The following is a 19,657-nucleotide window of genomic DNA, read 5'->3' on the forward strand; positions in this document are numbered from 1 at the left end:
GGCCGGCGTCGACTTCCACCGATCCGACTTCGAGTGATCCGGCCTTCAGCGGTCCCACCGCAGTCGCCGCCACGGGCGTATCGTCGCGCCCGTACCCGTCCCGGCTGACTTCGGCGAGGCCGCTTTGAGGAAGATCATCCTGATGATGTCCGTGTCCCTGGACGGATTCATCGAGGGACCGGAGCGTCAGATCGACTGGCATCGGGTCGACGACGAGCTGCACCGCCACTTCAACGACGAGCTCCGGTCGATGGGCGGCTTCCTCGAAGGCCGTGTCACGTACGAGCTGATGGCCGGGGTCTGGCCGACCGCCGACGCCGATCCGGCGAACACCGCGCCGATGAGGGAGTTCGCCCGGATCTGGCTGGACATGCCGAAGTTCGTGTTCTCGCGGACGCTGGAGCGGGCCGACTGGAACACCACGATCGTGCGGGACGTCGTCCCCGAGGAGATCCGGGCGCTCAAGGCCCGGCCGGGCGGCGACCTGGTGCTGGGCGGCCCCGACCTCGCCGCGACCTTCCTGCGCCACGACCTGGTCGACGAGTTCCGGGTGTACGTCCACCCCGTCCTCATCGGGCGGGGCAAGCCCCTGTTCCCGTCCTCCGACGCGGTGGTTCCGCTCCGGCTCACCGAGAGCCGGGCGTTCGGCAACGGAGTCGTCCTGCTCCGTTACGAGCGGGCCGCCTGAGCATCCCGTCCCGGTCGCCGGGGCCCGGGACACCGGCCGGGACGATTCAGGCCTCAGGCCCGCCCTTTGCGGCCCTGCTCACGCTTCGGCGGGGCGGCCGCCCGGGGCGGGTGCGAGTCGAGTTCATGGAGCTGTACGCGGTGCAGCAGGTCGGCGAGATCGGCGCCCGGCCGGCGCGCTTCGGCGCGCAGGGCGTCACAGTCAGGACAGCCGTACTGCATCGCGCTCCGTCCTCTCCCAGGGGCCTGCCGGATGCGGCGACTCCATCACGCCGCCCCCGCTCCAGCAGCGCACCGAAACGATTCATCACTCCGATGGCGGGTCCTGCTCCTGCGCTCCCCGCGCCCGGCGCGTCGTTCCCGGTCCTGCTCCTGCGCTCCCCGCGCCCGGCGCGTCGTTCAGGGACGGAGTCCGCGCGGCACCGCGAAGTCGGTGAGCAGGGCGGCACCGGGCGCGAGGTCCGACCAGGAGCCGCGCCAGGTGAGCACGGCGATGGCCGAGGTGGGGAACTTGCTCCCGGCCCGGTCCAGGCTCTCGCCGAGCGCCTCCCCGGTGAGCAGCAGGGTCAGGTCCTGGACGCCGGGGTTGTGGCCGACCAGGAGCAACGTCTCGATGTCGGCGGGCCCTTCGCGCACGGCGTCGAGGAGGCCGCGGGCGTCGGCAGCGTAGAGCCGCGGGTCGTGGCGGACCGGGGGCGGGCTGCCCAGCTCGGCCGCCGCGAGCTCCCAGGTCTCGCGGGCGCGGCGGGCGGTGGAGCACAGGACGAGGTCGGGCAGGCAGTCGGCCGCGCTCAGCCACCGCCCGGCGGCCGGTGCGTCGCGCAGCCCGCGCCGCCCGAGCGGCCGGGCGTGGTCGGCCACGCCCTCGGGCCACGCCGACTTGGCGTGGCGCAGGACCACCAGCCGCCGCAGCGGGCTCATGTCCGCGCCCCGTCGGCGGGCGCCTTGCCGATCTCGCGGGTCAGCTCCAGGCCGAGGACGCGGTCGAGCCTGGCGAACGTCTCGAACTTGGCGCCCGCCGGTACGTCGGCGTCCGCCGCCAGTTCGCGCAGGATCCGCAGCACGGCGGCGGTGTCGAGGCTGTCCTCCAGCCCGTCGCGGGCCGTGCGCTCCAGGTCGGCCCGGAGCGGCTTGGACGGCTCCTCGGCCCACCCGGCGACGGCCCGCCGCCACTCGGCGAGGAGCCGTTCGGCGCCCTCGACGGCTTCGGCCGTGACCGCGACGGGCTCGTGGTACGGACGGTCGAGCAGCAACAGGCGTACGGCGAGCGCGTCCCCCTCCAGGTCCGTGCTCCCGCTCGCGCGCGCCTCCGCGATCCGTATGAAGGCGCCGCCCCCGCCCTCGTACGCCCGGCTGGTGAGCTGTACGGCCGGTGGGCCGCCCAGGGCGTCGGCGATCTCCTCCGGGGTGCCCTCGGCGTCGGCGGGGTGGACGCCGGCGGCGACGGCGTCGGGGACGCGCGGTCCGGTCCGCCCCGTCAGGACGGCCCGGCCGCGCAGTTCGACGACGCGCGCCAGCACATCGGCGGCCAGGAGCACCCGCAGCCCGGTGAGGTCGCCCGGACCGCCGGCCTGCGGCACATGCGCACAGATCCGCAGCGGCCCCCGGCCGACGAGATGATCAACGATTCGCAGCACACCACCGAGCCTATGCGTTCACCCGCTCAGTGGCAGGGACTAGTGCCACCGCGCCCGCCACGTGCCCGAAAACGATCGCATCAGCGGCGTCTCGTGCGTACGGGGCGGGCGACGGGCGCCCGGGGGTGGGCGGAGCACACCGGGGCGTGCCCCCGTAGCGGCGCTGGAAGCGCTCCACGCGGCCGGCGCGCCGCATCGACCTGCGGGTTCGGCTCGCCCGAGGTGCGCGAGCGCATCGAGGCCCGCCCGGTCCAGCTGCCGTGGCCGGCGACTGGCATGAGTGCGGCCGGCCACGGCCACGGCTGCGGCTGCGCGGCTCAGCGGAAGTCGTCGGCGTGGTCGCCCGCCCAGACCCGGAACGTACGCGCCGCCTTCCCGGTGATCTCCTCCACCGTGCCGGTGACCAGGTCCGACCGCGACCGCTTCTCGGCACTCGCCAGCAGGGCCTCCACGAGGGCGGGCGGGCGGCCGTCCGCGAGCATCTGCTCCCGGGCGATCTCCACGGGCACTTCCTCGAACCGCAGCGGGCGCCCGATCGCCTCGCCGATCGCCCGCACCTGCTCGGTTCTGCTCACGACCTCCGGGCCGGTCAGGACGTGCTTCACCCCCGCCTGCCCCTGCCCGGTATCGGCCAGCACCCGTACCGCCACCGCCGCGACATCACGCTCGTGGATCACGGCGGTGGGCGCGATGCCGGGGCCGCGCACCGCACCGGTGCTCCGGATCTGCGCGGCCCAGCCGAGCGTGTTGGAGGCGATCGTGTTCGACCGCAGGACGGCCCACTCCAGTGCGGACCCCTCGATCAAGGCCTCCATGTCGGCGTGGAGTTGGTTGATCGGATCGCTCTGCCGGCCCGCGTCCTCGCGCACGCCCGACGACGAGAGGTAGACGATCCGGCGCGCATGCCGTCCGATCGCCTCCAGGACGGCGGGCGCGCCCTCCGTGGTGAGGAACGGCCAGATCAGGAACACCGTGTCGATGCCCGTCAGTGCCGCCTCCAGTGACTCCGGCTCCGCCAGGTCCCCCGTCGCGACCTCGGCGCCGTCCAGTGCCCCGGCCGCTTGCGGCCGACGCGCCAACGCCCGTACGCCGATGCCTTCGGCCACGAGTTGCGCGACCACCTGACGTCCCACATTGCCGGTCGCGCCGGTCACCAGAATCCTGTTCATGATCAGCTCAACCGGCCGGCTTCCGGGATATTCCACAGCCCCCGGGCCGATGTCGCACCCTCCCTCCCGTCGGGCGGTGGTCTCGGCGGTCGTCGCCGTGGTCGTGATCGACCGCCGGGACCTGTGAGCCGTCCGGCCCAACGGGAGCCGTGCACCGTACGGTTCGGTGGTGCTCCCGGGGAACGGACGGTGTCAGACGACCGTGAAGCCGTGGCGGCCGCCGAGCCGGGTGAGCGAGTCACGGCCGGGGATCCCGTCCGCGTCCGGGCCCGAATAACCGCACCGCCTCTGCCAGGCGGAGTACGCCGTCTTCGTCTTGGTGCCGAAGGAGCCGTCCACCCAGGTGGCGCTGAGCAGCCCCTCGGCTTGCAGGGCGCGTTCCACGACCAGGACCTCCGCCTTGTACGTGGCGCCGCCCTGGGGGAGGCCGGGGTCGCGCCTGGCCGCGGCGACCACATGGGCCAGCGAGACCTTCGCCTTCGGCGGAGCTCCGGTGAACTCGGGCCAGGAGCCGGGGTCCTGATGGGTGTTCTCCGGCACCTGCTGGTGTCCGTACCAGCCGCCCCGTGTCTCCCACACGTGCTCGTCGCGGTGCGAGGTGAAGTCGACCGGCCGCCCCATGGGCCAGGTGTCGGGCACGCCCCAGGAGCGCACCCAGGCGTTCAGCGTCGCCCAGCCGGCGCAGGGGGTGTCGACGAGGCGGGCGTAGACCTTGCCGCCGACCCTGCAGTACGGGAAGAAGTGCGACTCGATCTGGATGACCACCGTGCCCGCTCTGTTGGTCCGGGTGCCGCCGGATAAGTCGACCAGCGACTTGGAGCGCGAGTTCGCCGGGAAGAACTGGGTGAACGCGCCGGTGAAGGGCGACCAGAGCAGATGGGGGGCGGACGGTCTGCCCTCGGGGTTGCGGCCGAACCAATCCTGCAGGTTCCCGTACGGCACCTGGTCCTGCGGGTTGGCGGCGGTGGCGTTCTTGTCCCAGGTGATGTGGGCGATCGCCTTGGCGGGGTAGGCGCTGTCGGTGGGGGCGTGGTCGCCCACGTCGATCCGTTGTGCGCCGGGCAGCCAGAGGTCTGGCATCGGTGCCTCCAGAGCAGAGCCCCGGTCGTGCGGGGCCCGTGGGGGGGGTGGGGGGAATGGGTGGGGGGCCGGCTGATGACGTCGAAGCCGAAGGCCCCCACGGGCGCGTCCAGCCCGAGGTCTTCCGTGACTCTCCGTCGACCAGCCGGTGGTCGAGGCGAAGTTGGCCTGTCATCAACAGTGTTGCGCGCAACGGCCCCGCCGAAACGACTCGACGGGCCTCCTTGACAAGGGCATTACCAGCCGCGTTCACATCGCCCGGCACGCGAACCCGCGCGGCCGTCGCCCTGAGCCCGCGCGTCAGGGTCGTCGACCATGGCTGAACCCACGTACCTGGACACCACGAGGGCGTCGTACGACACCGTCGCCGTCGACTACCACGAGCTCCTGCGCGACTCGCTCGCGGGCAGCCCGCTGGACCGGGCGATGCTGGGCGCGTTCGCCGACCGCGTGCGGGCGGACGATATCGGCCCGGTCGTCGAACTCGGCTGCGGCCCGGGCCGCGTGACCGCGCATCTGCACGCGCTCGGCCTCGACGCGTGCGGCATCGACCTCTCGCCCGGCATGGTCGCGGTGGCCCGGCGAGCGGTGGCCCGGCGTGCCGTGGCCCGGCGTGCCGTGGCCGCCCGGCGTGCCGTGGAAACATAACCCTTTCGAAGAGCAACCGACGCGCACAGCACACGCGTCAAGATCACCCTAGCGGTCACTCTCCGCGAGCAATCCATTCTCCTGAGCCACCAGATCCACCGGAAAGCGTGGTTTACCCCGTCACGCCCTTCACTTCCGTGACGCCCTGCACATCCGGCCACAAGCGGCGGCGCAGCTGCGCCCAGGTGTACAGGGGGCCGCGCCACTCCTCCGTCGACACGGGCAGTTCGGCGCCCTCCAGGACGAGGGGCATGAACCGCAGATACAGCAGACACGCCCGGGCGGCCGCCTCCTCGCACAGCGCGGCGGCCGTGGCGTGCTGCGCGACGGGGAAGCGCGCTCCACCTCGACGATCGGCCCGGCGTCCACCCGCTCGACCATGTGGTGGCAGGTCACCCCGAAGGTCTCCGCCGACCGCGCCGGCGCCACCTCGTACATCCCCACGCCCCGGATGCCGGGCGGCCCTGGAGGGAAGTTGAGGGCGCCACGCCGGGCGCGCTTCAGATCCTGGCCGGACAGGACGCAGTCGGCCTTGAAGCCGGCTATCCAGTCACCCTCCCAGCCGCCGAGCGGGTCCTGGGTGACCCGGGTCGCCGTGCTCCCACAGCACGTGGGAGACGGCCGCACCGGCCGCCCGGGCGAACCGCCCGACCAGTTTTGCCCCACGCCGACCTGTCGGTGACCAGCAGCAACGACGGATCGCCCCGCCGCGCGTGATGAGCTCCCACGCGTCCCCCCTCGCCCGGGCCCCGCCTCCCCGGCATGAGCCGGGGTGCTGGCGGGGTGACGACACGTCAAGAGCGCCCGGGAGCGGGCGCCCGGCGGACGAGCACCGCTCTCCCGCGACTTCGGCAACCCCCGCCCCACCCGCCTCAATCGTCGCTCTGTGCACGATCCGGCAAGGAGCGCGCGCGGATCGTCAAGGACATCTCTAGTCGGCCCTCGTTGAATGAGGCACAAGCCGACCAGGAGGGGGCAGGCAGTTGAACACCCCATCGCAAGCAGACCACGGATCCGCCCACGCGGACACCTTCGTACGGGACCACCTACCACCCGGGCCGCTCCAGCCCGACCTGCTCCTCGGCATGCCCTCATTGCGCTTCCCCGCGCGGCTGAACTGCGCGTGGGAACTCCTGGAGGGGGGAGGTTCGTTGGACCGGGCACAGCGGACCGCCGTGCTGTCCCCGCACGGCCTGCGCTGGACGTATGAGCAGCTCACCGCGGTCGTGGCGCGCGTTGTGCACGTCCTGACCGAGGACATGGGCCTGGTGCCGGGCAACCGGGTGCTGCTGCGCGGCGCCAACACACCGCTGCTGGCGGCGATCTGGCTCGCGGTGGTGCGGGCGGGCGGGGTGGTCGTGGCCACGGCGCCCACGCTGCGGGCCGAGGAGCTCACCCATGTGATCGACAAGGCCCGGGTCACGCACGCCCTGTGCGAGTCCGGCCTGCGGTCCGGGCTGGAGTCGACCGGGCGCATGCCCCGGACGATGTTCTTCCGTGGCGGGGCGGGCGCCGAGGCCGGTCTGGAACGGGCCATGGCGGAAAAGCCCGACTGGTCGCTCCCGGTCGACACCGCCGCGACCGACCCCTGCCTGATCGCCTTCACCTCCGGCGCCGCGGGGATGCCCAAGGCCACGGTGCACTCGCACCGCGATGTGATGGCCGCGTGCAACTCCTTTCCCCAGCACGTCCTGAGGGCCACCGGTGACGACCGCTTCATCGGCACCCCCTCGCTCGCGGACACCTACGGGCTGGGCGGACTGCTCCTCTTCCCCCTGCACATCGGCGCCTCGACGGTGCTGCTCGACACTTCTTCTCCGCGCCAACTCGCCCGCGCCATCGGAGAGTTCCGTGCCACGGTCTGCTTCAGCGGGCCCGCCCGCTACCAGGCGATCTGCGCCGACACCTCCCCGTACGACCTGGCCTCGCTGCGCGAGTGCGTCTCGTCCGGGGAGGCGCTGCCGACCGAGACGCGCCGCAGATGGAAGCAGCGGACCGGCAACAGCGTGATCGACGGGCTCAGCTCCACCGAGATGCTCCACGTCTTCGTCTCGATGCGCGGCGAGGAGGCCTGGTCCCGCCCCGGCGCGATCGGGCGGGCCGTCCCCGGCTATCTCACCGCGATCGTCGACGGCTCCGGGCGCCCCCTCCCGTACGGCCAGGTCGGCGCCCTCGCCGTCAAGGGGCCCACGGGCTGCCGCTACCTCGACGACGTACGCCAGCAGGACACCGTGCGCAACGGCTGGACCTTCACGGGCGACGCCTGCTGGGCCGACGAGTACGGCTTTCTCTACTACCACTCCCGTATGGACGACCCGCTCAGCGATTCCGGACCGCATCGCGGTAGTCACGCGGGCTGATCCCGTACGCCGCGCGGAAGGCGCGGCTGAAGTGGGACGGCTCGATGAAACCCCAGCGGGCGCCGATCGCGTACACCGGGCGGCGGCGCAGGGCCGGGTCGGCCAGGTCCCGGCGGCAGCACTCCAGCCGCCGGGCCCGGATCCACGCGGCGACCGTCGTACCGCGCGAGTCGAAGATCTGGTGGAGGTGGCGCAGGGATATCCGGTGTGCGGCGGCGACCGTCGCGGGCGAGAGGGAGGGGTCGCTCAGATGCCGGTTGATGAAGTCGCAGACCTCCACGCGCAGCGCCTGCTTGCGCGACTCCGGGGTCATCTCGTCCTCGACGGCCATACGGCGCCCCAGCACGGCGGCGAGCAGGTCCACCGTCACCGAGGCCAGGGCCGGGATGTCGGCGGGCGCGCACTCGTCGGCGCGGGCGTCGAGGTCGGCGAGCCAGCGCCCGAACACCCCGCCCATCCCCCGGTCCGCCGCGATCGGGGTCGCGGTGACGCGCTGGACCGCGTCCTGGGGCAGCGGCAGCCGGGTCCGGGGCAGTTGCACCACCGTCATCGACGAGAACTCGCCGTCGAACCCGCCCTCGAACGGGCGGCTGCTGTCCACCAGGACCAGCTCTCCGGCGCGCACGGCCGCCGCCCGCCCGCTCTGCGCGGCGTGACCGCTGCCCGACCTGAGGACGTTGACCTGGTAGACCTCGGGGTCGTCCTGCCGTATCAGCTTGGGCGTACGAGTGATCTCCAGGCTCGGGTATGTCAGCGTCGACACCCGCACATCGCCCAGGTCGAGGACGCGCAGCCGGGCGTGGAAGTCCTCGGCCCACTCGCTGCGCAGCCAGTTGCGCACATGGGACTGGGCGGCCAGCTCGGTCCACAGCGCGAACCGCTCGGCCGGCGCCACGACCGCGGTGGTGAACTCGCTCGTCAGACCCATCCCACACCCCCCTGTTGTGCCAGATGTCCGGTGCGGCGCGAGCATGGCACACGTGTTCGCCTAGCGTCGAGCATGTCGTCGGCCATCCACCGCCGTTCACCTGCCGTGTCCCACCCGAATCCGGAACGCGTCGAAAATGCCGCGAAGAGCGTCGCGGCGGTCGTCCCACCTCGGCGCGGGCCAAATTCCGTTGCCCGCGGGCCGACCCATGGGGAAGGCTTCGCACCATGTCAGAGAACACCGCCAGCGACACGTCAGTGAACATCACCGGCGGCTCCCCAGCCGTGGCCGCGCTCTTCTCCCACGGCCGGCTGACGGCGATCCCCCGCAAGGTGGCCCGCCGTGAGCAGTTGCTCGTCCACCTCAAGGAAACCCTCTTCGAGCCGGGACGGCGGTACACCGAGCGCGAGGTCAACGAGGCGCTGCTCACGGTCCACGACGACTTCCCGGCGCTGCGCCGCTACCTGATCACGGCGGGCCTGCTGACCCGCACCCGCGACGGCGCCGGCTACCAGCGGGCGGCGTAACCGGTCTGGCATCGGCCCGGCCCCGGCGCTTCAGGGGTTCTCAAACCTCACCTCCGGGTTCCCGGCCGTCGGCCCGGCGAGCACCGGCTGCGGTATCCCCCGCAGATGCTCGTCGAAGAACGCGGCCACGTACGTACGCGTGATGTCGATCGCGCGCCGCGCGGGCAGTGGTGGCTGGGGCAGCCCGAAGTGCTCCTCGATGGCGGGGCTGTCGGAGAAGCTGAAGTGCTCCGATCCGGCCACACTCAGCCAGCGCTTCCAGCCGCCGAGCGTCGGCCATGCCCGGTCCCAGGTCTTGTCCTCGCCGCCGGGCCGGTGCTCATCCGTGCCGAGCATCATGAACGGGCGCCCGCCGAGCCCTCCCGCGGGCAGGGCGTCCCAGAACGCCCCGTCCATGTTGATCCCGGCCCCGACCCGCCGGTCCTCCAGCATCGTCGTGGCCGCGCTCGCGCCGCCTATGGAGTGCCCGGCCATGCCGACGCGCCGCTTGTCGATCATGTCGGCGTACCGCCATATCGCATGGCGTCCGGTGAGGCGGTCGAGGACGAAGGAGACGTCCTTGGCGCGCGTCGCGGTGACGACGCCGCCCGGCACACCGCCGTCGCCCACCGCGTCGCAGGCCAGACAGGTCAGGGTCCGGCCGCCGGGGACGGAAATGCCGTACGACTCGTACGCGTGGTCCAGCGAGGCGACCACATAGCCCCTGCTGGCGAGGTCCTCGGCGAGATTGGTCAGGGTGTAGCGGGACACGCCGAAGCCGGGCGAGAGCACGATCAGGGGGTAACTCCCCCGCGCGGGCCGCGCGTCGGGGCGGCTGTTGGTCCGCGTGGCGCTCAACTGCGCCGCCGGCACGGCCGCTTCGATGCCGAGGCCCTTCACCAGGAGGGCCGTCTCCTCGGTGGTGGCGTACGGCGCCGGGCGTCCCGGGCCGGGCCGCGCCGCCGGATAGTGCAGCGTGAGCATGAGCTCGCGCGCGCCGGCGCCGGGCTTCCACGGGTCCGTACGCGACCGGTCGACCAGGTGGAACACGGAACTGCCCACCCCGTACTCACCGGTGGGGCGCGGCAGTTGCAGGCGGCCGGCGGCGAGATCGGCCGGCGCCGACGACACCGCTGGGGGTAACGCCGATGACTGCGGCGCCGCCGAAGCGGCACTCGCGGCAACGACGGGCAGCGCGAGAGCGAAGGAGAGCGCGACGGCCGTGGCCGCCCGGGTGCGTCCGATCATGCTCTCGACGGTAGAGCGCCGGGCCGGGCGTGCGCGTCGTCCTCTGGTCGCTATTCGCAGGCCGCCGCGTCCACCCGAGGGTTGCCTCTCGCCTCCACCCGGAGGTGGGCTCGCATGATCACTCCGCCTCTGGGACCGGTTGCGGCGGGCCGTGTGACGACGGAAGGTGATTCGGGTGCCACTTACACCCGAATCGGGGTACCCGGATCGACACAGAAACACGAAAGACCCAGGGAGTCGTCATGCCCCGTGGATCCAGCCCCAAGCGGGAACGCCAGTACGAGCACATCAAGGAGAGTGCCGAAGAGCGCGGCGAGAGCACGAAGCGGGCGAAGGAGATCGCCGCCCGCACGGTCAACAAGGAGCGTGCGCGCTCCGGTGAGTCGAAGACCGCCGGCAAGAGCTCCACGCAGGACATGTCGTCCTCCAGGCGCGGCGGCCGGCGCTCGCACAGCGGCTCCGAGGGGCCGACGTACGACCAGCTCTACGCCGAGGCCCGGCGCCGCAGCATCCACGGCCGGTCCGACATGAACAAGGCCCAGCTCAAGCGGGCCCTCGACGACAAGTGAGCCATCGGGCGGGGACGGCGGAGGACGGCCCGGCCTCCCTCCGGGACGGCCGGATACGGCTGCCGATACGGACCTCCGATACGGTGAGCGGCACCATACGCAGCGTAGCCACTACACTGTGTAACGACACCCCCACCAAAGCGGCTGGGTGCAGGGTGCCCGTTCTGCGGGAAAATGGTGACGCAGGAAGCCGCCAAGCGCTAGCGATCGGCATCAGCGATGGACAGGACAACCACGGTCCCGGACTGCAAGGCCTCGTCGAGTGCGGCAGTGCTCGGGGCACCGTGCTGGGTGAGCCTCATGGCGCGCGAGCTGGAGCCCGCGCTCGACTTCTACGGGGCCGTCTTCGGCTGGACGTTCCGCACCGGGCGGCTCGGCGAACAGTTCCGGGTGGCGCTGGACGAGGGCGAGCCCGTGGCCGGGATAGGAGCCCTGGCGCCCGCGCTCCAGGTGGCCGTGGCCTGGACGCCGTACTTCGCGGTCGAGGACGCCGACGCGACCGCCTCGCGCATCCGCGAGCGGAGCGCCACGGTCGCCGTGGGCCCGGTCGCGTTCCAGACGGGGCGCGGCGCGCTCGCCGCCGACCGGGACGGCGCGGTCTTCGGCATCTGGCAGGGCAAACTCGTCGACGACTGGGAGTCCTGGCGCGACCGCGAGCCGGCCTGGCTGCGACTGCGTACCCGTAACGCCTTCGAAGCAGCGATCTTCTACGGCGAGGTCCTCGACTGGGCGGACGAACGGCCGGGCTGCTGCGACGTCCAGTACGAGGCCGAGGAGGTCGTCCTGCGGCACGGCGGCCACATCGTGGCGCGCCTGAGCTCCGGCGCCCTGGAAGCCGCACCGGACCCCACCATCCGGCCGCACTGGGAGGTCCACTTCGTCACCACGGACGTCCCCGCCAAGACGGCCACCGCCCGCGCCCACGGCGGCATGGTCATCGCCCAGGGCACGGCCGCCAACGGCCCCTGGGCGACCATCCGCGACCCCGACGGCGCCACGTTCACCGTCAACACGCGCGCGGTGGCGCGACAGAAGACGTGACCGTGCGCCCCGGCAGCCGGGGTACGGCAGGCGCCGGGATCACCGGCATCACAGCGCATCGTGGAAGACGAGCCCCAGGGTGTGCCGTCGCCCGGAGCGGACCGTGCTCACCCCGTGCCGCATGGGGCCCGCCGACCAGCCTCGCTGTGAGCGCACCGGCCGGTCGCGCGTGGTGAAGACGAGCCCGTGGCCCTGCCGCAGGGTGGCGGCCGACCCCCTCGACTGCGCGCGGGGCCGCTGCTCGGTCATGAGGAACTCCCCGCCGGTGAAGTCGGTTCCTGGCGCGTTCAGGCCGATGACGACCTGGAGCGGGAAGACGGCCTCGCCGAACACGTCGCGGTGCAGGGCGTTCCAGTCGCCGGGCCCGTAACGCAGCAGGATCTGGGCGGACTTGGCCTGCCCGGCGTCGTGGCACATCCGCAGCCACTCCCCCAGCGCGTCGGGCCACGGCGCCGGACGCCCCAGCTTCGCGGCCCACTCGCGCGCGATGGGCAGCAGCCGTGGATAGAACGCGGCGCGCAGGTCGGCGACGACGTCGGGCAGGTCGTGGGTGAAGTAGCGGTACTGCCCGGAGCCGAAGCGGTGCCGGGCCATGTCGACGGTCGTACGGAAGTGCTCGCCCTCGTCGTACAGCGCGGCGAGCCGGTGGCACTCGTCCGGGGTGAGCAGCGGGCCGGTGGGCGCGCTGCCGTGCTCGTCGAGCTCTTCGGCCAGCGCGGGCCAGGCCACCGCCGCGACACGGTCGGCCGGGCGGCCCGCCAGGTGCGTGGCGTTGTTCGTGTTCATAGGGCGAGGGTGGCGCTTCGCGACAGGGGCTGCTGGCGGGATTCGGACGCCACGGTGCGGCCGCGTCCGGGGGCACGCGGCGAGGCCGCGACGAGCGCTGCGGTCCCCGCGTCACTCGATCTCAACCGATCTCAAACACGTCGATTACTCACCTAATTGCCTAGTGAAGAAAGTGATAGCTTGGCGCGATGGCACTGCGCAACGCCGTTCTCGCGGCGCTCCTGGAGGGCGAGGCTTCCGGGTACGACCTGGCCAAGGGGTTCGACGCGTCCGTCGCCAACTTCTGGATGGCAACCCCGCAGCAGCTCTACCGGGAGCTGGAGCGGATGGAGTCCGATGGCCTGGTCGAGGCGCGGCTCGTGCATCAGGAACGCAGGCCCAACAAGCGTCTGTTCTCCCTCACCGACGCGGGCTACGCGGCCCTGCGCTCCTTCACCGCCGAGTCTCCGCGCCCCAGCGCGATCCGCGACGAGCTCCTGGTCAAGGTGCAGGCCGTGGACGCGGGCGACACCGAAGCCGTACGGGGCGCGGTCGCGGAGCGGCTGGAGTGGGCCCGGGCCAAGCTGGCCCGCTATGAAAGGCTGCGGCACCGCCTGCTCGACGGGCGCACCGAGGACGAGTACCTGGCCCGCGCCGAACGCGTCGGTCCCTATCTGACCCTGATGAGGGGCCGCGTGTTCGAGGAGGAGAACATCCGCTGGGCGGAGCGAGTTCTCGCGGTCCTGGACCAGCGCGCGGCCGTGGCCAAGCGGTCTTGAACGTATGGCGGTTGCGGCGGCCGATGACCGGCGCCGCCCCATCGGATGCCGTGTGACGTGGGCGTATGCTCAAACCATGACATCCGTGTGATGGTCTTGACGTGACGGTGGCCCACAGGATCTGGAGGGGACGGGATGCGGATCGGAGAGCTGTCGGAGCGCACCGGCACGCCGCGCCGGCTGCTGCGGTACTACGAGGAGCAGGGACTGATCCTCGCCGAGCGCACGCCGAACGGCTATCGCGAGTACGACGAGTCCTCCGTGGACCGGGTCATGCAGATCAGAGGGCTGCTCGACGCCGGTCTTCCCACCAGGATCATCAAGCAGATCCTGCCGTGCCTGGACAAACCCCGGGTCATCCACTTCTCCGACGCGACGCCGGAGATGATCACCACCCTGGAGCTCCAGCGCGACCGTATGACCGCACGCATCAAGTGCCTGACCCGCAACAGGGACGCGGTGGCCGAGTACCTCGACGCGGTACGCCCCAAGAGCGGCACGCCCGCGGCCGAGCACGCCTAGGGTCGCCCAGGGTCTGTCCTGCGGAGCTGGTCGGCTTCGGCTAGCCGACCTGGTAACCCGGCACCGAGGGCCAGCGGACGGTCAGTACGACGGACTCCTCCTCCGCGTGCCAGGAGTGGTCCACCCCCTTGCCCCACACGACGTAGTCGCCCTGCTCCGCCAACGTCACGGTGCGGCCCGGAAGTTCCACCCGGAAGCGGCCGCTGATCAGGACGAGCAGCGCCGTGCGCTCCTCACCGCTCACCCACTGCGCCCGCTCGTCGCCACGGGGGTGGACGCCCCACTTGATCTCCACGGCGTCGCTGTGGCGCGGATCCCCGGCGTCCTTGAAGTGCCCGAGCAGCCAACCCCGGTCGAGCGCGGCGTCCTTGCCCGCGTTGCCCACGTACACCCCGTCGGCGGGAAGGGCGTCCACGTCGTCGTTCATGGTGTCGAACCCTAACCGCCGCCTCAGATGAGCGTGCGGCCGCCGTCCAGGGGCAGGAACGTGCCCGTGACCTTCCTCGACAGGTCGCTGACCAGCACCACCACCGCGTCGGCCACGTCCTCCGCCCGGATCGGCTCGGGCAGCGGTGTGCCGGCGGCGACGTGGGCGATCAGGGCCGCCCGGCCCGGGCCGGCGTTGGCGTCGGTGGGGACGAAGCCGGGGGCGACCGTGTTCACGCGGATGTTGTCGGGGGCCAGCTCCCGCGCCAGCGCCCGGCCGATCGCGTCCTGGGCGCTCTTGGCCGCGGTGATCTCGACGGGTACGGGATAGGGGTTGTGCGTGGCTGAGGCGCCGATCAGGACGATCGAGCCGCCGCCGTGGCGCCGCATCGCGGGGACGACGGCGTGGCAGCAGGCGAGCGTCGCGTCCAGTTGGGAGGCGACCGCGTCCCGGACCGAGGCGATGCCCTCCGGGGTGTCGATGAAGCTCCCGGCCGCCCCCGCCCTCGCGGCGACGGATTCGGTGCCGACCATGACGTTGCAGACCAGGACATCCGGCGCGCCCAGCGCCGCCGTGCTCGCCGCCACCACGGCCCGTACCTGTTCCAGGTCGCTCATGTCCCCCGCCACCGCCACGGCCCGGCCGCCGGACTGCTCGATGTCGGCGACCACGCCCGCGGCCGCATCGGCGCTGCGCAGGTAGTTCACGGCCACGGCCGCCCCGTGCGCCCCCAGCGCCCGGGCCACGGCGGCACCGATCCCCCGGCTCGCACCCGTGACCAGAGCCACCCGACCGTCCAGTAACGCCGACGACATGCCCACTCCCCTTCGTATGGCCCTCGTACGCCCCGCCCCCTGGCAGTCCTGCGTCACACCCGCGCGTCACACCCGCCACTTGAATGACACTTTTGTGTACTTTCGGATGGATCTGAGAAGTATCCACCCATAGGTCTGGAATGATCCAATACGGCTGTCCGGCAGCCCGCCCGTCCCCCGTCACGAGACCGGGCGCCGTCTACCCCCTCAGGATGTTCCGCCCATGGCTGTCTTGTGCCGACCTGCCGTCGCCGTGCCCGAGCACGTGATCACGTCAGAGCAGACCCTCGACCTGGTGCGCACCGTTCACGCCGACCATCCCCAGCTCGCGCTCGCGCTACGCCTGATCGAGAACACCGGAGTGGCCAAACGGCACATCGTCCAGCCGCTTGAGGACACCCTGCGGCACCCGGGCTTCGAGGTGCGGAACAAGCTGTACGAGGCGGAGGCCAAGGCACGGGTGCCGCAGGTGGTGCGGCAGGCGCTGGAGACCGCCGAGCTGTCGCCGCGCGACATCGATCTGATCGTCTATGTGTCGTGCACGGGGTTCATGATGCCGTCCCTGACGGCCTGGTTGATCAACAGCATGGGTTTTCGGCCAGAGACCCGCCAGGTCCCGATCGCCCAGCTCGGCTGCGCGGCGGGCGGCAGCGCGATCAACCGCGCGCACGACTTCTGCACCGCCTATCCCGAGGCCAACGTACTGATCGTGGCCTGCGAGTTCTGCTCGCTGAGCTATCAGCCGACCGACCTGGGCGTCGGCACGCTGCTGTCCAACGGGCTGTTCGGCGACGCCGTGGCCGCCGCCGTCGTCCGGGGCTCGGGCGGCACCGGGATCCGGCTGGAGCGCAACGGCTCGTACCTCGTACCGGGGACCGAGGACTGGATCGCGTACGCGGTGCGCGAGACCGGATTCCACTTCCTGCTCGACAAGCGGGTCCCGGGCACGATGGAGGCGCTGGCACCCGTCCTCAGCCGGCTCGCCGACCAGCATGGCTGGAACGCCTCCACCCTGGACTTCTACATCGTCCACGCGGGCGGACCGCGCATCCTGGACGACCTCTGCAAGTACCTCGGCGTACCGCCGGAGGCGTTCCGGTTCAGCCGCGCCACGCTCACCGAGTACGGGAACATCGCCAGCGCCGTCGTCCTCGACGCGCTCGGGCGGCTGTTCGACGAGGGCGGTGTGGAGCACCAGGCCAAGGGCCTGATCGCCGGGTTCGGCCCGGGCATCACCGCCGAGGTGGCCCTTGGGCACTGGACCGTCCCGGCCGTACCGAGGAAGGCCGCGGCGCCGCAGGAATCGGCCGTACCGAAGGTGGTCGTACCGAAGACGGCCGTCGTGCCGGACGCGGCCGCCTGCCCCCGTACCCCCCAGCCAGGAGGCGAGAACGCCATGGCCGAACCACAGATCCACTTCTGGGCGCCGCCGGACCTGCCCGGCCTCGCCTTCGACCCGCTGCTCGCGCGGCTGCTGCACGAGGAGCCGGTCGCCCGGGTGAAGCTGCCCAACGGCGAGGGCCACGCCTGGCTGGCGACCCGCTACGACGACGTGCGGTTCGTCTCCGTCGACCCCCGCTTCAGCCGTCAGGCCGTGATGGGACGCCAGGTCACCAGGCTGGCCCCGCACTTCATCCCGATGGACGGGGCCGTCGGGTTCGCCGACCCGCCGGACCACACCCGGATGCGGCGCGTGGTCGCCAGCGCCTTCACCGCCCGGTCGATGCGCCGGCTCCACGAACACGCCCAGCGGGTGGCGGACCGCCTCCTCGACCGGATGGAGGGCCAGGGCGGGCCGCTCGATCTCATGGCCCACCTCAACCGGCCCTTCCCGCTCGCCATGGTGTGCGCGCTGATGGGGGTGCCGGACGAGGACCAGTCCCGGATGGCGCACTGGTCGGACACCATCATCTCCGCCGCGCGCGGCCGCGAGGCCAGCGAGCAGGCCAAGGCGGAGATGGCCGAGTACTTCCGCGATCTCATCGAGCGGCGCAGGGCGGAGCCCGAGGAGGATCTGGCGGGTGTGCTGGCGGGCGCCCTGGAGAACGAGGTGCTGGACCAGGACGAGGCCGTCGGGCTCGCCGTGCTGATCCAGATCGGCGGCGCGCACGCGGTGCGCAACAACAGCGCGAACATGGTGTACGCGCTGCTCACCCGGCCCGGGCACCTGGCCCGGCTGCGCGCCGAGCCGGAGCTCCTCCCGCAGGCCGTGGAGGAGCTGCTGCGCTACATCCCGCACCGCAACGCCGTGGGCCTGTCGCGGATCGCCCTTGAGGACGTCGAGGTGGGCGGGGTGCTGATCCCGGCGGGCGACCCCGTCTACGTCTCGTATCTGACGGCCAACCGCGACCCGCAGGTCTTCGCCGATCCGGAGCAGCTCGACTTCGACCGGACCCACAACCCGCATGTCGCCTTCGGGCACGGCCCGCACTACTGCCCCGGCGCCACGCTGGCCCGGATGGAGTCCGAGATCCTGCTGCGCTCGCTGTGGGACCGCTTCCCCGGCCTGCGGCTCGCCGTGCCGGAGGAGGAGCTGGTGTGGGAGCGCGGGGCGCTGATCCGCGGGCCCAGGGAACTGCCGGTGCAGTGGTGACGGGGCGTCAGGCCCCGTACCGAGAGGAGAGAGCCGTGGACGACCTCGACCCGTACACCCGCCCGACCGACGGCCTGGTGATCCCGCCCGGCGGCGGCCGGACCCTCAGGGCCGCCGCCCAGCAGGTGACCTTCAAGGTCACCGGCGCGCACTCGACCGTCGCCTCCACCTTCGAGGTGGTGGTGCCGCCGGGCTTCGACGTCGGCGCGCACGCCCACAGCCGCAGCGAGGAGCTGTTCTACCTCCTGGAGGGCGAGCTGGACGTGATGGCCTTCGAGCCGAAGGTGCGCACCCTCGACGACTGGCGGGAGTGGGAGTCGCCCTCCGGCCAGCGCCACCTGCGGGCGACGGCGGGGACGATGATCCTGGTGCCGCCCGGCTGCCCGCACGCCTTCGCGAACCCGACCGGCCGCCCCGCCAGGATGCTGTTCCAGGCCGCCCCTCCCCCGGACCACGAGCGGTACTTCGAGGAGCTGCTCGAACTGCTCAACAGCGGGGGCGGGATCGACCCGGCGGCCGTGCAGGAGCTGCGCGTCCGGTACGACATCGAGCAGCTCACCCCGCTGCGGCACTCGCCTCCCGTACAGGCTCCGGTGGCGGACGCGCAGGCCCCGGTGGCGAATGCGCGGGTGACGTCATGAGCGAGGACGTACGCATCGACGAGCTGCGCCGGCGCACCTCCGGCGAGGCCACCGAGCACTTCTGGCCGGTGGAGCACCTGGACGCGCTGGAGTTCGACCCGCTGCTGCACCGGCTGCTGCGCGAGGAGCCGGTCGCACTGGTGCGGATGCGGTTCGGGGACGGGCACGCCTGGCTGGTGACCCGGTACCAGGACATCAAGGAGGTCACCTCGGACGCGCGGTTCAGCCGGGCGCTGACCGTCGACCGGCCGGTGACCAGCATGACCCCGCACGTCGTGGCCCCCGCCGGAGGCATCGGCCGCACCGACCCGCCCGACCACACCCGGCTCCGGCGGCTCCTCGCGCAGACCTTCAACCGCAAGCGGGTCGCGGTGCTCAGGGTGGAGGCGGAGGCGATCGCGGAGCGGCTGGTCGGGGAGATGCTGGCGCAGGGGCCGCCCGCCGACCTCACGGAGTGGGTGACCGGCCCGATGCCGGAGCAGGTGATCGGGAAGCTGCTCGGTGTGCCGGAGTCCGACCTCGGCCGGCTCCAGGCCTGGCGGGGCGTCATCCTCTCCAGCGACCACTCCCTGGAGGAGAGCAACGCGGTCAAGGCCGAGATCGCCGGGTACTTCAGGACGCTCGCGGACCACCGCCTCGACCACCCGGGCGACGACCTCTTCAGCGAGCTGTCGCTGGCGCAGGCCGAGGGCGCGCTCAGCCGTCCCGAGCTGATCTCGCTGGCCGTGATGATCGTCCTCAACGCCCTCGACCAGGTCCGCAACCAGTGCTCCACGATGGTGTACACGCTGCTCACGCACCCCGAGCAGCTCGCGCGGCTGCGGGCGGACCCGGAGCTGCTGCCCACCGCCATCGAGGAGTTGCTGCGGTTCATCCCGCAGCGCAACGGCGTGGGGCTGCCGCGGATCGCCACCGAGGACGTGCCGGTGGGCGATGTGCTCATCCGTGCCGGGGAGGCCGTGTACGTCTCCTATCTGGCCGCCAACCGCGACCCGGAGGTGTTCACCGACCCGGACCGCTTCGAGCTGACCCGCGACGAGTCCCCCAACCTCGCCTTCGGGCACGGCGCGCACTACTGCCTCGGGGCGGCGGTGACCCGGATGGAGTCGGAGGTGATCCTGTCCACGCTGCTGCGCATGGCCCCTGACCTGCGGCTGGCGATCGCGCCGGAGCAGGTGCGGTGGCGCCGGGGCTCGATCAACCGGGGCCCCCAGACGCTGCCGCTTGCCTGGTGAGGGCCTG

23 protein-coding genes and 1 pseudogene are annotated in these 19,657 nt (G+C 72.2%); 13 read left to right on the top strand and 11 right to left on the bottom strand.

Translation table 11 applies throughout. From position 1 onward, the window contains the following. Positions 1-124: 124 nt before the first annotated feature. Complete coding sequence (locus ACFWA7_RS30600; RefSeq protein ID WP_385826339.1) at positions 125-688, top strand: dihydrofolate reductase family protein; 564 nt, start codon at positions 125-127, stop codon at positions 686-688. A 53-nt stretch (positions 689-741) separates the two neighbouring features. Here ACFWA7_RS30600 and ACFWA7_RS30605 read toward each other — a convergent pair whose 3' ends face one another. From ACFWA7_RS30605 to ACFWA7_RS30620, 4 genes are all read right to left on the bottom strand, one after another. Further along, entirely contained in the window at positions 742-909 is a 168-nt protein-coding gene (locus ACFWA7_RS30605; RefSeq protein ID WP_385542243.1) for a hypothetical protein, read from the bottom strand. 177 nt (positions 910-1,086) lie between these two features. Beyond that, positions 1,087-1,608, bottom strand: a complete 522-nt coding sequence (locus ACFWA7_RS30610) for a SixA phosphatase family protein (protein ID WP_385826342.1) — start codon at positions 1,606-1,608, stop codon at positions 1,087-1,089. Next, complete coding sequence (locus tag ACFWA7_RS30615) at positions 1,605-2,324, bottom strand: hypothetical protein (protein WP_385826345.1); 720 nt, start codon at positions 2,322-2,324, stop codon at positions 1,605-1,607. The genes ACFWA7_RS30610 and ACFWA7_RS30615 overlap by 4 nt, the downstream gene beginning before the upstream one ends. A gap of 317 nt (positions 2,325-2,641) precedes the next feature. Next, positions 2,642-3,493 carry an NAD(P)H-binding protein gene (locus ACFWA7_RS30620; protein WP_385542237.1) on the bottom strand — a complete coding sequence of 284 codons (852 nt, stop codon included), beginning with the start codon at positions 3,491-3,493 and terminating at the stop codon, positions 2,642-2,644. Between ACFWA7_RS30620 and ACFWA7_RS30625 the strand changes: the two genes are divergently transcribed. Then, the gene (locus tag ACFWA7_RS30625; RefSeq protein ID WP_385542235.1) at positions 3,492-3,620 is read left to right on the top strand and encodes a hypothetical protein; all 129 of its coding nucleotides are present in this window, start codon (positions 3,492-3,494) and stop codon (positions 3,618-3,620) included. The two genes, ACFWA7_RS30620 and ACFWA7_RS30625, sit on opposite strands and share 2 nt — an antisense overlap. 65 nt (positions 3,621-3,685) lie before the next feature. Here the strand turns inward: ACFWA7_RS30625 and ACFWA7_RS30630 are convergent, their stop codons facing one another. Next, positions 3,686-4,573 (bottom strand): peptidoglycan-binding protein, encoded by an 888-nt coding sequence (locus ACFWA7_RS30630; RefSeq protein ID WP_385542233.1) that lies wholly within the window; start codon positions 4,571-4,573, stop codon positions 3,686-3,688. Positions 4,574-4,888: 315 nt separating this feature from the next. Here ACFWA7_RS30630 and ACFWA7_RS30635 point away from each other — a divergent pair, with 315 nt between their 5' ends. Continuing rightward, entirely contained in the window at positions 4,889-5,221 is a 333-nt protein-coding gene (locus ACFWA7_RS30635; protein ID WP_385826347.1) for a methyltransferase domain-containing protein, read from the top strand. 112 nt (positions 5,222-5,333) lie between these two features. Here the strand turns inward: ACFWA7_RS30635 and ACFWA7_RS30640 are convergent, their stop codons facing one another. Further along, positions 5,334-5,474, bottom strand: a complete 141-nt coding sequence (locus ACFWA7_RS30640; RefSeq protein WP_385826350.1) for a hypothetical protein — start codon at positions 5,472-5,474, stop codon at positions 5,334-5,336. Positions 5,475-6,204: 730 nt separating this feature from the next. Between ACFWA7_RS30640 and ACFWA7_RS30645 the strand changes: the two genes are divergently transcribed. After that, on the top strand, positions 6,205-7,581 hold the full coding sequence (locus ACFWA7_RS30645; RefSeq protein ID WP_385542228.1) for an AMP-binding protein: 1,377 nt from the start codon (positions 6,205-6,207) through the stop codon (positions 7,579-7,581). Here the strand turns inward: ACFWA7_RS30645 and ACFWA7_RS30650 are convergent. Further along, the gene (locus tag ACFWA7_RS30650) at positions 7,541-8,509 is read right to left on the bottom strand and encodes a helix-turn-helix domain-containing protein (protein WP_385542226.1); all 969 of its coding nucleotides are present in this window, start codon (positions 8,507-8,509) and stop codon (positions 7,541-7,543) included. The two genes, ACFWA7_RS30645 and ACFWA7_RS30650, sit on opposite strands and share 41 nt — an antisense overlap. Positions 8,510-8,736: 227 nt before the next feature. Here ACFWA7_RS30650 and ACFWA7_RS30655 point away from each other — a divergent pair, with 227 nt between their 5' ends. Then, positions 8,737-9,036, top strand: coding sequence for a DUF2087 domain-containing protein (locus ACFWA7_RS30655; RefSeq protein WP_385826353.1), 300 nt, complete (start codon positions 8,737-8,739; stop codon positions 9,034-9,036). A 30-nt stretch (positions 9,037-9,066) separates the two neighbouring features. Here the strand turns inward: ACFWA7_RS30655 and ACFWA7_RS30660 are convergent, their stop codons facing one another. Then, entirely contained in the window at positions 9,067-10,263 is a 1,197-nt protein-coding gene (locus ACFWA7_RS30660) for an alpha/beta hydrolase family protein (protein ID WP_385542222.1), read from the bottom strand. 242 nt (positions 10,264-10,505) lie between these two features. On the opposite strand from ACFWA7_RS30660, the gene ACFWA7_RS30665 reads away from it, so the two are divergent. Together ACFWA7_RS30665 and ACFWA7_RS30670 are read left to right on the top strand one after the other, a co-directional pair. Then, positions 10,506-10,832, top strand: coding sequence for a plasmid stabilization protein (locus ACFWA7_RS30665; RefSeq protein ID WP_385542266.1), 327 nt, complete (start codon positions 10,506-10,508; stop codon positions 10,830-10,832). Between the two features lie 219 nt (positions 10,833-11,051). Then, entirely contained in the window at positions 11,052-11,873 is an 822-nt protein-coding gene (locus ACFWA7_RS30670; protein ID WP_385826356.1) for a VOC family protein, read from the top strand. A gap of 48 nt (positions 11,874-11,921) precedes the next feature. On the opposite strand, the gene ACFWA7_RS30675 is transcribed toward ACFWA7_RS30670, so the two are convergent. After that, the gene (locus ACFWA7_RS30675) at positions 11,922-12,659 is read right to left on the bottom strand and encodes a 2OG-Fe(II) oxygenase (RefSeq protein ID WP_385826359.1); all 738 of its coding nucleotides are present in this window, start codon (positions 12,657-12,659) and stop codon (positions 11,922-11,924) included. Positions 12,660-12,847: 188 nt separating this feature from the next. On the opposite strand from ACFWA7_RS30675, the gene ACFWA7_RS30680 reads away from it, so the two are divergent. Both ACFWA7_RS30680 and ACFWA7_RS30685 read left to right on the top strand, forming a co-directional pair. Continuing rightward, positions 12,848-13,417 (top strand): PadR family transcriptional regulator, encoded by a 570-nt coding sequence (locus tag ACFWA7_RS30680; RefSeq protein ID WP_385542216.1) that lies wholly within the window; start codon positions 12,848-12,850, stop codon positions 13,415-13,417. A gap of 135 nt (positions 13,418-13,552) precedes the next feature. Further along, positions 13,553-13,939, top strand: coding sequence for a MerR family transcriptional regulator (locus tag ACFWA7_RS30685; RefSeq protein ID WP_385542214.1), 387 nt, complete (start codon positions 13,553-13,555; stop codon positions 13,937-13,939). Between the two features lie 40 nt (positions 13,940-13,979). Here the strand turns inward: ACFWA7_RS30685 and ACFWA7_RS30690 are convergent, their stop codons facing one another. Together ACFWA7_RS30690 and ACFWA7_RS30695 are read right to left on the bottom strand one after the other, a co-directional pair. Beyond that, positions 13,980-14,366, bottom strand: coding sequence for a signal peptidase I (locus ACFWA7_RS30690; protein WP_385826362.1), 387 nt, complete (start codon positions 14,364-14,366; stop codon positions 13,980-13,982). Between the two features lie 23 nt (positions 14,367-14,389). Continuing rightward, positions 14,390-15,181 (bottom strand): SDR family NAD(P)-dependent oxidoreductase, encoded by a 792-nt coding sequence (locus ACFWA7_RS30695; RefSeq protein ID WP_385542210.1) that lies wholly within the window; start codon positions 15,179-15,181, stop codon positions 14,390-14,392. A gap of 223 nt (positions 15,182-15,404) precedes the next feature. Between ACFWA7_RS30695 and ACFWA7_RS30700 the strand changes: the two are divergent. The 4 genes and pseudogenes from ACFWA7_RS30700 to ACFWA7_RS30715 all read left to right on the top strand — a co-directional run. Beyond that, positions 15,405-16,443: pseudogene (locus tag ACFWA7_RS30700) on the top strand (type III polyketide synthase); the annotation flags it as partial. 134 nt (positions 16,444-16,577) lie between these two features. Then, positions 16,578-17,774 carry a cytochrome P450 gene (locus ACFWA7_RS30705; RefSeq protein WP_385542264.1) on the top strand — a complete coding sequence of 399 codons (1,197 nt, stop codon included), beginning with the start codon at positions 16,578-16,580 and terminating at the stop codon, positions 17,772-17,774. Positions 17,775-17,809: 35 nt separating this feature from the next. After that, positions 17,810-18,415, top strand: coding sequence for a cupin domain-containing protein (locus ACFWA7_RS30710; protein WP_385542208.1), 606 nt, complete (start codon positions 17,810-17,812; stop codon positions 18,413-18,415). After that, positions 18,412-19,650 (top strand): cytochrome P450, encoded by a 1,239-nt coding sequence (locus ACFWA7_RS30715; protein ID WP_385542206.1) that lies wholly within the window; start codon positions 18,412-18,414, stop codon positions 19,648-19,650. Before ACFWA7_RS30710 ends, ACFWA7_RS30715 begins: the two co-directional genes overlap by 4 nt. The last annotated feature ends 7 nt before the right edge of the window (positions 19,651-19,657 follow it).

This window comes from Streptomyces sp. NPDC059994, assembly GCF_042737755.1.
Classification (GTDB): Bacteria; Actinomycetota; Actinomycetes; order Streptomycetales; family Streptomycetaceae; genus Streptomyces.